Origin of the sequence: Longirhabdus pacifica (assembly GCF_004115085.1) — a bacterium.
Taxonomy (GTDB): domain Bacteria; phylum Bacillota; class Bacilli; order Paenibacillales; family DSM-105158; genus Longirhabdus; species Longirhabdus pacifica.
Window position 1 is genome coordinate 21,772 of record NZ_QXJP01000010.1, and the last position, 14,203, is coordinate 35,974.

At 40.7% G+C, this 14,203-nt stretch carries 16 protein-coding genes; all 16 read right to left on the reverse strand.

Going from position 1 to position 14,203, the window contains the following annotated elements:
• Positions 1–26: 26 nt before the first annotated feature.
• The 16 genes from D1Z92_RS09355 to D1Z92_RS09430 all read right to left on the reverse strand — a co-directional run bounded on the left by D1Z92_RS09355 (position 27) and on the right by D1Z92_RS09430 (position 14,157).
• Positions 27–974, reverse strand: a complete 948-nt coding sequence (locus tag D1Z92_RS09355; RefSeq protein ID WP_128895406.1) for a DUF1702 family protein — start codon at positions 972–974, stop codon at positions 27–29.
• Positions 974–1,237, reverse strand: coding sequence for an acyl carrier protein (locus D1Z92_RS09360; RefSeq protein ID WP_128895407.1), 264 nt, complete (start codon positions 1,235–1,237; stop codon positions 974–976). Before D1Z92_RS09360 ends, D1Z92_RS09355 begins: the two co-directional genes overlap by 1 nt.
• Before the next feature lie 23 nt (positions 1,238–1,260).
• The gene (locus D1Z92_RS09365) at positions 1,261–2,007 is read right to left on the reverse strand and encodes a 3-oxoacyl-ACP reductase family protein (protein WP_128895408.1); all 747 of its coding nucleotides are present in this window, start codon (positions 2,005–2,007) and stop codon (positions 1,261–1,263) included.
• A gap of 13 nt (positions 2,008–2,020) precedes the next feature.
• On the reverse strand, positions 2,021–3,274 hold the full coding sequence (locus D1Z92_RS09370; protein ID WP_128895409.1) for a beta-ketoacyl synthase N-terminal-like domain-containing protein: 1,254 nt from the start codon (positions 3,272–3,274) through the stop codon (positions 2,021–2,023).
• Positions 3,271–4,104 (reverse strand): beta-ketoacyl synthase N-terminal-like domain-containing protein, encoded by an 834-nt coding sequence (locus D1Z92_RS09375; RefSeq protein ID WP_128895410.1) that lies wholly within the window; start codon positions 4,102–4,104, stop codon positions 3,271–3,273. Before D1Z92_RS09375 ends, D1Z92_RS09370 begins: the two co-directional genes overlap by 4 nt.
• A gap of 74 nt (positions 4,105–4,178) precedes the next feature.
• A complete protein-coding gene (locus tag D1Z92_RS09380; RefSeq protein WP_128895411.1) occupies positions 4,179–5,378 on the reverse strand; it encodes a beta-ketoacyl-[acyl-carrier-protein] synthase family protein in 1,200 nt (399 codons plus the stop codon).
• Positions 5,375–6,310 (reverse strand): tetratricopeptide repeat protein, encoded by a 936-nt coding sequence (locus tag D1Z92_RS09385; protein ID WP_128895412.1) that lies wholly within the window; start codon positions 6,308–6,310, stop codon positions 5,375–5,377. Before D1Z92_RS09385 ends, D1Z92_RS09380 begins: the two co-directional genes overlap by 4 nt.
• A 25-nt stretch (positions 6,311–6,335) precedes the next feature.
• Complete coding sequence (locus D1Z92_RS09390) at positions 6,336–6,998, reverse strand: helix-turn-helix transcriptional regulator (protein WP_128895413.1); 663 nt, start codon at positions 6,996–6,998, stop codon at positions 6,336–6,338.
• A gap of 260 nt (positions 6,999–7,258) precedes the next feature.
• Entirely contained in the window at positions 7,259–8,374 is a 1,116-nt protein-coding gene (locus tag D1Z92_RS09395; RefSeq protein ID WP_128895414.1) for a class I SAM-dependent methyltransferase, read from the reverse strand.
• 21 nt (positions 8,375–8,395) lie between these two features.
• On the reverse strand, positions 8,396–8,749 hold the full coding sequence (locus D1Z92_RS09400) for a cupin domain-containing protein (RefSeq protein WP_128895415.1): 354 nt from the start codon (positions 8,747–8,749) through the stop codon (positions 8,396–8,398).
• Between the two features lie 13 nt (positions 8,750–8,762).
• Complete coding sequence (locus D1Z92_RS09405) at positions 8,763–9,500, reverse strand: SAM-dependent methyltransferase (RefSeq protein ID WP_128895416.1); 738 nt, start codon at positions 9,498–9,500, stop codon at positions 8,763–8,765.
• A gap of 85 nt (positions 9,501–9,585) precedes the next feature.
• Complete coding sequence (locus tag D1Z92_RS09410) at positions 9,586–11,010, reverse strand: class I adenylate-forming enzyme family protein (protein ID WP_164931536.1); 1,425 nt, start codon at positions 11,008–11,010, stop codon at positions 9,586–9,588.
• A gap of 42 nt (positions 11,011–11,052) precedes the next feature.
• Complete coding sequence (locus tag D1Z92_RS09415) at positions 11,053–11,883, reverse strand: phytanoyl-CoA dioxygenase family protein (protein WP_128895418.1); 831 nt, start codon at positions 11,881–11,883, stop codon at positions 11,053–11,055.
• 15 nt (positions 11,884–11,898) lie between these two features.
• On the reverse strand, positions 11,899–12,468 hold the full coding sequence (locus D1Z92_RS09420; protein ID WP_128895419.1) for an FAD-dependent oxidoreductase: 570 nt from the start codon (positions 12,466–12,468) through the stop codon (positions 11,899–11,901).
• A 206-nt stretch (positions 12,469–12,674) separates the two neighbouring features.
• On the reverse strand, positions 12,675–13,121 hold the full coding sequence (locus tag D1Z92_RS09425) for a thioredoxin family protein (RefSeq protein WP_128895420.1): 447 nt from the start codon (positions 13,119–13,121) through the stop codon (positions 12,675–12,677).
• A 271-nt stretch (positions 13,122–13,392) separates the two neighbouring features.
• Positions 13,393–14,157 carry a YhfM domain-containing protein gene (locus D1Z92_RS09430; protein ID WP_128895421.1) on the reverse strand — a complete coding sequence of 255 codons (765 nt, stop codon included), beginning with the start codon at positions 14,155–14,157 and terminating at the stop codon, positions 13,393–13,395.
• Positions 14,158–14,203 lie beyond the last annotated feature (46 nt).

Genomic DNA, 14,203 nt, shown 5'->3' on the forward strand with positions numbered 1-14,203 from the left:
CATCTCCTTTTTGCATATCCAGTTTGTTAATTTGCTTCACTTAAACGGGCTCTCACTTGATCTAACCACGTTAAATAAAGTTGCTGTTTGGATTGGTGGTACAATTGATCGTATACGTCATCTATAATGGTAAGCCATTGTTGTATCTTTTTCTCGGTGGTATCAGTTAAATGGGATATAGTGGAGGGAAAATCTGGGGTTTGTAACTTCCTTGCCTGCAAGCCAAAGGCAAGCCCTTGGCTGTAAGCAGGCAGAAGGTGTGCTGGTATGGAAGCACGGGTTTGGAAAATCCATGGAAGTCGGTCAAAACAACTATATGCGGCGGCTAGTCCAACACCACTCATGATATCAGCATGAAACCGGCGATGAAACATCGGTAGTGCTTGTATAATCCGTTGGATATGAAATTGATGTTGGAACCATAAACATCTTCCCAGTCCTTGGTAGCAAACTCGTTCATGATCTGGACCGAAAGCAGCGTACTTTTTGACTATGTCTTGTAATGGAGTTTGAAATAAACTAGTATGAAATCCAACGCCATCAAAGACGATCGATTGGTATACGGGATGAAGATGTAAGAGCCATTTACGATAACCCTCGGTACGAAAACGATACCTTACGAAGAGCCACCAACCTAAACCAACGTAATATTGATACAAATAGGCAGGGGATAACGCATGGATATGATGTTCAAAAACCTTCTTCTCGCTTCTCTTGTATAATGTTCTAGCTCCTAATCCCATTCCCATTCCTTCATATGCAAAACCACGAAAGAAAACATCGTACTGCGCATTCACTTTTCTTTTTGTTTGTTCCATGTCTAACTTAGGCTGTAAAACGGAATGGTAGCCATACAGAAAAGCTTGCAGTATGGTTTCAAATCGTGTTACAAAAATAGGGTCAGAGCTATGTTTAAGGATGGTCACCTTCTTTTTCACTTTCGACTCTTTTTGATGAAGCCACCGCCATAGCATTACCCTTTACCTTTTTCTTCTACTGCATGTACTAAATCGGCAAGCGTTTCTAAATTAGCGAGTTCTTTTTCTTCCATTCTAACGCCAAAATTTCTTTCTAGATGCACCGCTAATTCTAGTGCACTTAATGAATCTACACCCCAATCTTCTAGTGGTTTTTGTAGACTTTCTTCTATTTGATCTGTTTCAGGCATTTCGCCTTCCCCTGTCACTTCCATCGTGATCTCAATAAGTTTGATTTTTACTTCATTCATATCTAGCATGATAGGGACACTCCTTTTTATTTTTAGTACATGCCTCCATCTACTACGAGCGTAGATCCTGTCGTGTAAGAGGCTGCATCAGATAACGTATATAGGACACTTTGTGCAATTTCTTGTGGCAAACCAAGTCTACGTAGGGGTATATCTCTTTGCATTTTCTTTTTCACTTTATCTTGAATGTCTTTTAGCATGTCCGTTTCGATATAACCAGGGGCGATCGCATTGATCCTAACGCCCATTGGACCTATTTCTTTAGCTAATGACTTCGTGAAACCGATCACCCCTGCTTTTGCTGAAGCATAATTGACTTGACCAGCTTGTCCACTAATACCAGATATAGATGCGATGTTGACGATATTTCCTTGTGTCTTCGTTAGAACGGGAATGAGTCGTTTGCAAATGGTAAACAACGCTTCTATGCTCACTTGGTATACTTGCTGCCAATCTTCAGGATCCATTTTGTATAAAGGACGATCGCGCAATAATCCGGCATTGTTAATGACATAGTCTATCGGCATCTTTTCCATTTGAGTCATAACATTTTCGATATCTGCTGGTTTGGTAAAATCTGCTTGAATGGCATACACTAGCTCTGTTTTCTCATTACATGTTGCTACTAATGCCTTCGCTGCTTGAACGTCTTTTGCATAAGTGAAATACACACGCGCACCTGCTTTGGCTAGGGCTTGAACAATCGCAGCACCAATACCACGTGAACCTCCTGTGACAATGGCGGTTTTTCCTTCAAAATTCCATATGACTTGACTCATTTCTTGTTCTCCTTTATGTGCAGGATTTAAATATACCAGCAGCCTGAAATCCAGCAAACGCGGGAACGGCTTTCATTGCTGTTTTTACTTTTTTCTCCTTTGTTGCTGTTACAATGGGTAGGTTCAGTTTGGGATCGCTGTTGTTGGAAAATAACGTTTTCGGTACGATTCCACTTTTCATGGCATGAATGAGCAATATCGTTTCAATCATGTTGCAAGCGCCTAACGTATGTCCGGTGTAACCTTTAAATGCTGTGACGTCTGGAATGTGTTGGCCTTGGAATACCGAATGAATTTCTTTGGCTTCATACAAATCCCACATCGGACTTCCTGTGCCGTGAGGGACAATTAAATCAATATTTGCATCTGCAAAACGTTGCACTGCGTCGGTCATGACTTTGCTATATAAGTGTTTACTCACATCGGGCAGTGTCATATGCCATGTATCTTGCGAGAAGCTTCCACCGGCATATTCGCAGTATGGCTCGGCCTGGCGACGCTCAGCATGGGCATGGGATTCCAATATAATCGCTCCTGCTCCATCTCCCAGCACGGAACCGCTGCGCTCCAGATCAAATGGTTTAATTTCTCCTATATGCGACATTGCTCCTCGTTCTTGCAACCATAAATGTTCGGACACGTGGGCATAATCAGAGCAAGCGACGATAGCGACGTCCGTTGTATTGCTGGCAATGAGCTGTCTGCCTAGTTCGAGTGCGTACAACCCTGATGCACAAGCATTGTTGGTGACGTAATTGTGACCATGGATGTCGAAGATATGAGCTAAATAAAATAAATAAGGAAATGTTTGTAATTGATACAGTTGATCTACGTATTCGTCATATGCACGAATAAACGTTTTGTTTTCTCTATGTTGTGCCGAATTGATATCTTCTGTGAGTCGCTCCACATACTTCACCATACCTAAATTCTCATGTCCAATAATAATGGATACAGTACTTTCTTTTGTCAGGTTCAGCTTGGCATCTTCCAATGCCATATGAATCGAAGCAAGTAAATATTGAAAATCACAATCATGCAGTAATCCCCATTCTTCCACTCGTTCCAAGATGTGAGGCTCAAACCATTGTGATAAATCTAATTCCCCGATTTGAAAGCAAGGAAATTGATCTGTTTCATCAAATCCAATTTGGTAGGGGCGATGGGACATCACTTCTTTCTCTTGTAAAACAGCGTTCCAAGCTTGTTCGTTGCCGATGCCTCCTGCCGTAAGCATCGACGTTCCTGTTACGATAGCTTTGTTCAAAGGGTTTCGCCTCCTGTTCCATACAGATGGATATGACTTTGTGGTTGCTGGTCTGAAGTAATGTGATATTGTTTCACCTGGCCTTGTTGTATTTGCTCTGCTGCATAAGTTAAAGCAAGAGGAAGATAGCACGGTTTAATGTGAACAGGGTGTATATCTCCTTGGATTTTCTGTTTATCTGCATCGTGATCTGTCCACCATTTTAAGTAGACCGGTGAATCCGTATCGTTTTCTTCTACGACACTGAGCCTTATGGCACTGATGGATTCACATTGAAAAGTGTACGGGATATTTTTTGCATCAAATGATGATGGTGGAAATAAGTTAATCATACAGAGTACGATTTCATCGACGCGATGCTGCTTTAGCATGTCATGTGCATAGTGCACCATGTTGATCCCGTTTCGATCTCCGTCAGATAACGTTACGTTCACTCCTGTCATATGAAATTTTTCTGCTAAATGCCCGCCGATAGCATTAAGTACCGTCTCTGGAAATATACCGGGACTCGTGTTATTTACACCAAATTGCTTGGCTTCCTCATCTAAACTTACAATGGAATGTAAATTGGAAACGGTTGTACCGACGATACAACCGATGCGATCTGGAGGTACAGCAATGTCTTTCTGTAGTGCTTGTTTCACAGCGAGGTATGCATACTTTGCAGCTGTGGACCACTTGTGCAATCCTTTGAATTTCGCATCTTTCAGGTTTTCTGCAATACTGCTATCATAGTATTGCTCCATTTGATTCAAATTTTCTATATGTGACCATGCTTTGTTCTGTTTTGGCATAACGGTACCGTAGCCTGTCATTTTAAATTCAACCATGAAATTTCTCCTTTAAACTTTAAACTGAAATAAATCTTTAATGCATGCGTTGCATAGTAAATAAGACAAATATGCTAACCGTCCGTATTGGAGGATGTACTTAGAACGATAGAGGAGTTAATGCCGCCAAAAGCGTAAGCGTTAGAGAGTACGACATCACTTTCACATCGCATAGGTTGTTGAATGAATTGTATTTCATCACATTGACACTGCTCATCTACTTTTTTTAAATTTGCTGTTTGTGGAAAAAGACCAGTTTCCAACGCCTTTGTGCACATAATGGCTTCGATTGCGCTCGCTGCTCCTAGTGTATGACCAATATGTCCTTTGATCGAACTCATGGCAATTTGATGCTGACTTCCCTCTAATAAATGTTGGATCGCTTTGGATTCCATTCGATCGTTAGCCATCGTTCCTGTACCGTGTGCACTGACGTATTGTATTTGTTCTGGTGAAACGTTTGCCATGGCTAGTGCTTCTCTCATCGCTCTAACTGCACCTTTCGCATTCGGATCTGGTTGCGTAATGTGATGGGCATCGCAGTTAAATCCGTAACCAAGGACATGCGCTTTACTTTTCACTTTTCTTTTTCGGTAATGATCTTCTCTTTCTAATATGAGGACACCTGCACCTTCCCCTAATAACAATCCTTTTCGATCTTGCTGAAAAGGGCTACAATGGTCGTTGGACATCGCACGTAGGCTGCTAAAACCGGTAAAAGCAACCCAAGACATGGCATCTACACCGAGCGCAATCATAATATCTGCATGCCCTGATTGTAGTGCTTCCATACAACGCGCAATAGCGAAATTTCCTGCTGCACATGCGTTCGTAAACGTCCATTTGGGACCTTGCAATGAAATGAGCTGCTCCATGTTATGAATGATGGCATGTGGTCCACCCATCATGGGATTGTCTTTTTCATGACGCAAAGCCTTTTCCAAAGGTTCAATTTCTCCCATGGTCGTTCCCACACATACCCCTACTTTATATTGCTGAAAATCTTCTAACGTTAAATTAGCATCCTGCCATGCTTCTTCTAATGCAGGCATCACGATGTTCGTTGCTCTACCCATTTGTTTCATTTCATGGTCAAAAAAATGTGAAGTTGGAATGTCATCTATTTCACATCCAAACTGATTACGATGCTCACTAACGTCAAAACCACGAATTTTATTTCTACCAGATTGTCCCTCTAGTAGTTGATCCCAAAATGTTTGGGTATCATTGCCGATGGAGGCAACGACACCTGTTCCCGTAATTCCAATATTCACTCATTCCCACTTCCTTTAATATCTGTTTTCCAAATGACACTAATATCCGTTAAATCTTGTGATGGGCGTTGAAACTGTTCCATACCACGGGTAGCAGCTACAAGTTCTAACGCTTGGTCTTGCTGCTTTACTCTCTGTTGTAGCTCCTCATACTGGGGGTACGATTCCAATCCTTCTTCCCACACTTGAATACCTTGTTCTATTTCACCTTTTTTAACTAGTGCGTCACCAAGTGTCGTATAGGCCATCGGCCATAACACCGTCGGTTTATGCTCATACGCTCGCGCTATCGCTACACAAAACTCCAAATCTTGGATAGATTGATCTATTCTTTGCAGTCCGACAGGCCAATACAAGTTGTTAATCCCTCTCGCATAATGTGCCATCCAATCATATGGATTTTGCTCCAATGTTTCATTGAGCGTCTCAATAGATTGGAATGAAATCTGTCCAAGTGAAGCTGTACCGAGGGACGGATCTTGTAAGTAATCCACATATACTAGTGCGATTTGCAATTTCACTGCTGGCAGTGACGTATCTAATTGTTGTAAATGTTCAAGTAGCTGTTCCCCTTCTCCTGCTGCATTCATTTGCATGCGTAGCGCTGTACTATATCCGATGTGGGAAGGGTTATGCTGCACCGCATGTAGTAAGTAAGTTGTATCCCCACTGAGAACTCCGTATGCATAAGCAGCATCAGCACGGATGTCATCTTTAATCGGCAAGGTTGGGGGTTCTATGTCTTTCTGTGTTGTTTGTTCTAGCATTTGAAAAGAATCTCTTTCCTTTTGAAAATCAAGATTAAAGTCAGACCAAGTTACGTCATCCGTGATTTCTGGTAAAGGATAAGGTTTCGTCCATTGCCAGTAACCCCAAATTCCTACTGCCACAATAGCCACTACACTGATCCATATCCATGTCATCCATTTCATGTTTTTTCGTGCTCCTTTCACACCCTTAAATGTAATATTTTTTATAATGTGATGGTGTCATGCCAACTTTTTTTTGGAAAATTCGCCCGAAATGAGTTAGATCCCCATATCCCACGGCATAACAGACACTTGTTACAGATTCATTGGAAAGCAACAATTTTTTTGCTAATAAAATTCGTTCATTAATGAGAAATTCTCGGAATGTGATGCCGAATTTACGCTTAAAAATTTTCGAAAAGTGCCATTTTGATACGTAATTTTGACTTGCCACTTCTTCAAGCGATAAATCATTGTTATACAGATGATCACGAATGTATTGAATTGTTTTTTCCCAATCAATTTCGTCTGTTGATGATGAAATTTCTTTCAATATGGGATCATTCTCTCTCTCATTTTTAATGGAAGCTAAGTAAAATAACATGAATTTCAAAATAAATTGTGTATGCTTGTCCACTTCGGTTACGACATAGACAGGGACAATCGTCATAAGTGATGACAACGTTTCTGTATGCTCTAAGTGGGGCTTTGTGGTAAAAATAAAGAGTGCGTCATACTGATGATGAACGTGTAAAACTTGTTTTTCTACTTCATCTAGAGAGTGTACGACTTGTATATCATCGTTTTCGCTTTCATCCACTAACGTTGTCAACTGTTCTTGCATTTCATCTACCATCCATATAACAATCAACACATTCCCTCCTTCGTTATGGTAGATGTAAAGACAACAGTAGATAAGAAGAAATAGTGAGATATATGTTTACGACTCAGTAGCCAGGCGTAAAGGTATGGAAAATATGAAGTAGATGCATTCATGTGTGCACTCATCCATACGTATCTCTATCTATTATCATAGTCCCATTGTTGTCCTACATCTCGGCTTTCGTTTCCATGATCTTAAGCAAGAGGTTAATAGCCCTACTGGCCTCCTAAACATCATGTTTGAATTGTTTACACCTTTTTCTTTCCTGAAATAATCGCTCCACATACGCTGCTTCCTGCATTGACATGTACGTGAATATCTATATATCCGGCTTGTTCCATAAAATATTTCCAATCTTCACCTGACCAAAAGCCATAGCAAGGGATGGTATGGTCGATAGTGTCCTGTTGTTTCGGTAATAAGCGAAAATGTGGAAGGAGTGAAAAAATAAATTCTTGATGCAGTTGCACTTGATGATCTTGTCTTACACATTCGGAAAGAACAAGCATGCCGTCTTCCTTTAGCAACGCTTGCATATTTGCTAAGGTATCTACGATCTGTTCCGCGCAGTGCATGACGTTTACAGCATATATATAATCAAAAGTGTGGCTCCATTTCGGTGTGGAGTGTTCAATATCGAATTTTCGGGAAGTAAAAGAAACGGAAGGGTATTGCAGTGCAAAGTGTTTTTTCACTTTGTTGGCTAGTGCAGGACTAACGTCTGTAATAGTATATTGGTCAATTGGTTTGGCGTAGGTGATCGCAGATTGCAGCATCGCCGAAGTTGCGGAACCAAATCCAACACCAAGTTCTAACATGTGAATGGGTGTAGCTGTTTCATGTAGGTTACTGAACACATATTCCGCTGTCCCGTAATTATGTACAGCATATAAATGATGGTCATTGCTGAAGTAGTGTTCCCATAACGAGAGACCTTCGTGATGAAATAAAATGTGTTCCGCTTTGACGTTGTTTTGGATAATGGAAATCCAATGTTTAGCGACATAATCAATGAGATCGATGGAAGGTTGAATGTTGAAATGGGAAGGAACGGTTTCTGAGATGGTTTTTTTGTCGAAGAAAGGCAGTGGTGACGGCAGTGTCATCCATTGATCTTCATTCCATGTGAGATATTGTTTGGCTTTCAAGAAGTACAAAGCCCACGCTACATGATGTTCGTAGCGGTGATGACATTGGAGGTGCTGTAAGATTTCGCTTAATGATAAACCGTGTTGGAATTTCTCATTAGATAGACCAGCATCTTGCAACATATGCCAGATCGTATGCGCTGTATATTGGCCTACAGCTTCATAAGCGATGAAATACGTTGAATCAAACAAATGGGAACCTAGAGCATTTTTCACCTTTTCCCCTCCAAATTCCGTTTAGTCTGTTTTTGGTCGTAGTTCAAATTGTGTCATATCAAAATCAACATAGATAAACATGATACAGCCATGTTCACTGTAGACGTCATGCGATTCTCCTAATCCAGCTGTTAAAAAGTCGCCAGCCCGCATTATGTCCTCGTTCAAGCGCACTTCTCCTTCCGTCACGATTGCAATTTCTCGATAAGGATGGTCGTGTAATGGTATGGTGGAATCGGGAAGCATTTTCAAGTAAAAACAGCGCCTTGCTGTTTCCTCATCACTCCACAAGTAACACATTTCTGTATTGTCATAAATGCCTTTTTCCCATACTTGTTCGTTCGTCGGAATGATCTGATGTTTTTTTAACTCCATCGTTTACCCTCCTTTATTTTTTTTGTGATAGTATCATCAGTCTTGGACTATCCATGTGATAGCTGCTACGATCTAAACCGCCGTATATGTGTTGTACTTGAAGCCCTGCTGATGTCGTCATGTGCATGAGTTCGGAAGCAGTGTATAAGGTTAGCTCTAATTTTGCTTGCTTCTTCTCCTGCTCTTCAAACCAAAACATCTCTTCACTCCATCTGCTCGTCGTCAGATCGAACTGTCGTCTAGAGAAGACGATGTTATTGTGCATGACGTTCCACGTTGGGTACAGTTGTTTTATTTTATTTTCACGGTTTTCTAACTCTTGTAAAAAGTAACCTCCTGGCTTTAACGCTGCATATACACGTTGTAATATATGCTCATCTTCTTCCCTACTGGGCACATACCCGAAGGCGGTTCCAATGTTAATGATGGCATCATATTGTTCGCTTTCGTCCAGCTCACGCATATCCCCGAGTTGAAAATGTAAATGCGGTAAGTCAGGAGCTCTTCTTTTTGCTTCTTCCAATAAAGTGGGGGAACCATCATAACCTGTAACCGTCATCCCTCTTTCCGCTAGTGGAATGCTCATTCGCCCTTGTCCACAACCGAAATCGAGCACATGATCTCCAGTTTGTAGCTGCAAACAATCGATAATGGCTTCACACTCTGCTACAGTTCGCTCTGGTGTTAAAATCACTTCAGAAAAAGAAGCGTACGTTTCATCAAAAAAATCTTTCCATCTTTCATCTTTCAATAGTGTTCATCCTTTCTTTCTTCAAGGCTTACCTCTATTTTTGGTATGGATTTGCCACTCATGCTGATCTACAATGCAGTCGAGACTAATGGTGTCTAGGGCGGATGAGCTTGCCAGAAGGAGTGCGAGGAAGGCTCTCTTTCCATTCGATGATGTCTGTGATCAAGCGATCATCATGTTTTTGCTGGTGAGAGATGATATTGTTGTACGCTTCTTGTTGGGTTAAGGCAGGATCTTTAACTATCCACGTATGCACTTTCATTCCCCCATTCATTTCTTTGGCGAATGCAAGTACTTCTATAATGCCTTCTATTTCAAGTAGCGAAGATTCAATTTCCGTGGGATGTATATTGACCCCTGCACGAATAATGAGTTCGTCTTCCCTTCCGTGAATGTGAAGTTCTCCGTCCTTTATACTTGCAAGATCTGCCGTATAAAGCCATTCACCTCTCATCTTCTTGTTACTTGCATCTCGGTCTTGGAAGTAACCTTTCATGATGTTTGGCCCCGTTACCATGAGCACGCCTTTCTCCCCACTTGCTACTTCCTCTCCTACTTTATCCACGATCTTGATGTTCACTTTGTTTAAACACGCTCCTACGTTATCGATAGCAGCATTGGCAATGTCTAATTTACAACTGATGCGCGGCGATGCCTCCGTTAAGCCGTACGCATTACCGATAGTAGCACTAGAAAAAGATTGGAGTATGACGTTTTTTTGCGAGGGTAATAACTTTTCACCACTGATCATCAACGTACGTAAAGAGGACGTGTTGTATCGCTCTGTAAAATGAGCAAGATGGGTAGCCACTGTAGGGGTCGTACAGCAAAAGGTAATTTGCTGCTCCGCTATCCATTGCACCGCTCGGATGGGGGAAAGTTGTGACGATTTCATCATAATTGTACTGCCATGATACAGCGCAGGAAGTAATTCTCCAGTGATGGCTGAAGCGTGGGTAAGCGGACGAATGAGCAACATGCGATCTTGTTTCGTCATGGGTAAGTAGGCGAGGATATCTTGTACATTACTCCAAATATTTTTATACGTTAACATGACGCCTTTAGGAAAGCCTGTCGTGCCTGATGTATATAAAATAAAAGCGGTATGTTCTAACAGTGCATGGGATGCAGTAGAAAGTGATGTGATATGTTGAAGGTTTGCCTGAGCATCGAGTGACGTTTCCGTCACATACAGAGCGGGTTTTATTTGCTGTAGGATGGTGTTGGTCATGGTAGGGTGGTGAAACGGATCGACCGGAACGATCGTCATTTTACAAGCTAAGGCAGCAAGCATAACGGGTATCGCTTTCCATCCTATCGCAACATCAATGGCGATAGCACATGGCGTGTCCTTACTGGATGGTAACTTTAAGGTTTGAAGTTGCTGCATGTTATACGCTACCGCTTGCATGCATTGCGCATACGTTATCTCTTCTTTGAGCGGGGTAATAAAGCATATTGCATCAGGATCATGACGGGAAAGTGTGGAGAGGAATGCATGTGTGTGCAAGGTACGACCCCTTTCTTCTATTCTGTTTCAAATCTTGATTCTCTAATCTCGATTAATGATCTGGTCGTAATATTTTGCTTCGTGGAATTCAAACAAGTTTTCTTTTGTTTCTACAACACGCGGGTTAGCGTTCAATCTTCTTCTTGTTTTTTGCCTATTCTTATCCATTAAATAGTTGTAATTCAACGTAATTTTTTCTACGCTTTCTCTTGCGTAGTGCGTCACAATCGCGCGACGAAATTTCGTTTTTGAATCATTATCTGTGGAGCCATGTAAAATGTTCCCGTTAAAAATAACGACATCTCCTACTTCTGTTTCAATTTCTTGTGCTTCATATCCACTTGGCACAGGAATTTGCTTTCCATAGACGTTGACACTTTCCGGGACGACATCTGGCTGTTGAATAGCAAACGTATGTGAACCAGGAACAACGACTAGCCCCCCGTTGTCTTTTCCAGATGGATCTAAGCTCACCCAGATAGCGTATGAAGTGTCTGGCGTCGCGCCGAGGCTGTAATTATCTTGGTGCAGCGGCAACCCTTTTGCACCTGGAGCTTTAAAATAGTAACTGGTTTGTATCGCAATGATTTCTTCTTGGATCATCCCTTCGAGGATGTCGATTGCTTTTTGATTAAAAATAAAATCCAGTATGGCTTCATTTTCAAAATGATAATCTCTTAAGCGGGGGAATAAACTATCGAATGGACGATTCGGTGCTTGTATGACCTTCCCTTTCGCCATTAACTCTTTCCATACTTCCCAGTAGGCATCGTTTAAGATGTTTACTTCTTCTTCCGTAAACAACTTTTTGATATGAATGTAACCGTCTTTCTCAAACTGGTCTTTATATTGTTTGGTTTGTTGTTGTGTCATCGTTATTTCATCCTCCTAGCACATCATGTCTTGATCGACGTATTCTTTACCGTTGACTTCGGTTAGTAAATGAATGGCCACTTTCGCTCCATCCCCTGCCGTGACAGCCACATGCATGCTTTTACCTGTGACGATACCTGCTGCCCATACCCCTTCGATGTTCGTTTTACCGTCTTGATCAGCATCGATGATGGTCACTTTGCTTTCATCGGAGATTGGTTTCATATTTACCCCTAATTGGTTGGCAAGCTTTTTGGATGCACCAGTAGCAAGAATAATATAGTTTGCCTCGTACGTTGCTCCATCATTTGTTTCTACGGAGAAAGAGGTTTCGTTTTTCGTTATTTGTGTTGCTTCTGTAAGTTTGATTTCTGCCCCTGCTTTTTCTGCTTGTTTCTTGCCTGTTTCAAAAACGTCATAGCCAGTAATGCCCATAACGGCGTAGTGATTTTCAACCCAAGCTTTTTTCGTTCCGCTTTTGTCATTGTCTAGGATGAGTACTTTTTTCTTGGCTCTGCCTGCAAAAATACCTGCACTTGCACCAGCAGGCCCAGCACCTATAATGATGATGTCATATAGCAACATACTCACGCTCCTCTTCACGTTCTATATTGGAATAAGCCTATTTAATTTGAGGTGTTTCGTCTTCACTATGTTTCTGCTTTAAGCTTATAAAATTAGCGTGAGAATGACTCGAACTATATTGTTAATGATCCATCTCTTTTTGTCATCATGAAAAAGCCTGAAAACACTAGGTTCTCAGGCTTGTAGTATTCGCTATTCACTTTTGCTTATTGTGCTGTGATGACGTTGGCATCTTGCAGAAAAGCATAGAGTTGTTCTTCCGTTAATGTTCCGACGGCTCTATTAAATTCCACTCCATTTTCATAATGCAAAAGCGCCGGTATGCTCTGTAATTGTATTTGCTGGAAAAAAGCTTCATCCTTGTTCTCTTCCACATTCGTATTCAAGGCAATGATTTCGATCTCATTGTCTTCAATCGCTGTATTTAAAGTTGGTTTAAATTCCTGACAATGACTACATTCGGGAGAGTAAACATAGATGACGAAACTTTCCTTGTTATTTATTTTTTCCTGATACTGTTCCATGCTGATGTCTTGATAGAGCGATCTAGCATCTGTTTCTTTATCCTGACCTGTGTCCTGTTGAAAGATATCCGTAGTCGTGAATAATATCGCTACGACAAAAATAATGCCAATCCATAACCATTTGTTCATGAGGAACCTCCGAGTTGTATTTGAACATGGAAGCAACTATATAAGTTAAATGCACTTTTTCAACCAACTTATTACCGCTACATGATTCTTAATAAGTCAAAAATATTTTTTTATCCTGTTCTAAAAAGTAATCATATAGTATGGATACAAAGTAGTCAATACAGTTTCGGAGTTGTAACAACATATTACCAAGTTCGTCATACTCGTTCAATTTTATGTCATATTAAAAGCTAAGATCTAGTTATATTACTTGATACATCTTAAGCTTATATTATTTAATCCATTCTCTCAACTGACTTGTCATTTCTGCTGGGACAGTATAAATCGTATGTGTATCCTCAACGTTCATCAAAGTGCTAATTTCTCCTTCTTCCCCTAGCCATAAATAAAACTTTTGCTTCGTCTCATCTGCAAATATAATTTCTAAGTAAAACTCCGGATCAGCTATATTCACTATACCTGGTTCTTTTACCGCATTAGAAAAAATATTTTGAAATGCTTCAAGTACTTCTGTCTGGTCATAAGAAATAAAAAAATCTGAATGTGATTCAATTAAACCTTTGATGTTCACTTGTGATATTTTTTCATCTACTAATGCTGTATGTTCTTCTGTCTTCATTAATTCTCTCAACTGACTTGTCATTTCTTCCGAGACGGTATAAGTGATGTTAGAGTTTTCTACATTCATGATGATGCTTTTTTCTCCTGCTTCGTTTATCCACAGATGATAACCTTGCGTTGTTCCGTCTTCATACATATATTGCATATCGTATCCAGATAAACTGATATCCACTATACCTGGTTCTTGAACAGCACTTGATATAATCTGTTTGAATGTTTCAAGTACGTCCCCTTCCTCATATGTCATAAAGAAATCTGGATTTACTTCACCGAAACCTGTGGATTCAGAAACACTGACGCTTGATACGTTCTCATTTTTTAGTGCAAAACTATCTTCATCAGACTGACAACCTAAGAGCATAACGCTAGTTATAGCTACAGAAAAAATAAGCCATACCATTTTTCGCATTGACATGTGTACCCCCAAATATATCTATTATTATATTTAGACGAGGTGTATA

Excerpts from the sequence above, each read along its gene's own strand:
- D1Z92_RS09355 (WP_128895406.1), bottom strand. The coding sequence starts at position 974 with ATGCTATGGCGGTGGCTTCATCAAAAAGAGTCGAAAGTGAAAAAGAAG.
- D1Z92_RS09360 (WP_128895407.1), bottom strand. The coding sequence starts at position 1,237 with ATGCTAGATATGAATGAAGTAAAAATCAAACTTATTGAGATCACGATG.
- D1Z92_RS09365 (WP_128895408.1), bottom strand. The coding sequence starts at position 2,007 with ATGAGTCAAGTCATATGGAATTTTGAAGGAAAAACCGCCATTGTCACA.
- D1Z92_RS09375 (WP_128895410.1), bottom strand. The coding sequence starts at position 4,104 with ATGGTTGAATTTAAAATGACAGGCTACGGTACCGTTATGCCAAAACAG.
- D1Z92_RS09385 (WP_128895412.1), bottom strand. The coding sequence starts at position 6,310 with ATGAAATGGATGACATGGATATGGATCAGTGTAGTGGCTATTGTGGCA.
- D1Z92_RS09400 (WP_128895415.1), bottom strand. The coding sequence starts at position 8,749 with ATGGAGTTAAAAAAACATCAGATCATTCCGACGAACGAACAAGTATGG.
- D1Z92_RS09415 (WP_128895418.1), bottom strand. The coding sequence starts at position 11,883 with ATGACACAACAACAAACCAAACAATATAAAGACCAGTTTGAGAAAGAC.
- D1Z92_RS09420 (WP_128895419.1), bottom strand. The coding sequence starts at position 12,468 with ATGTTGCTATATGACATCATCATTATAGGTGCTGGGCCTGCTGGTGCA.
- D1Z92_RS09425 (WP_128895420.1), bottom strand. The coding sequence starts at position 13,121 with ATGAACAAATGGTTATGGATTGGCATTATTTTTGTCGTAGCGATATTA.
- D1Z92_RS09430 (WP_128895421.1), bottom strand. The coding sequence starts at position 14,157 with ATGTCAATGCGAAAAATGGTATGGCTTATTTTTTCTGTAGCTATAACT.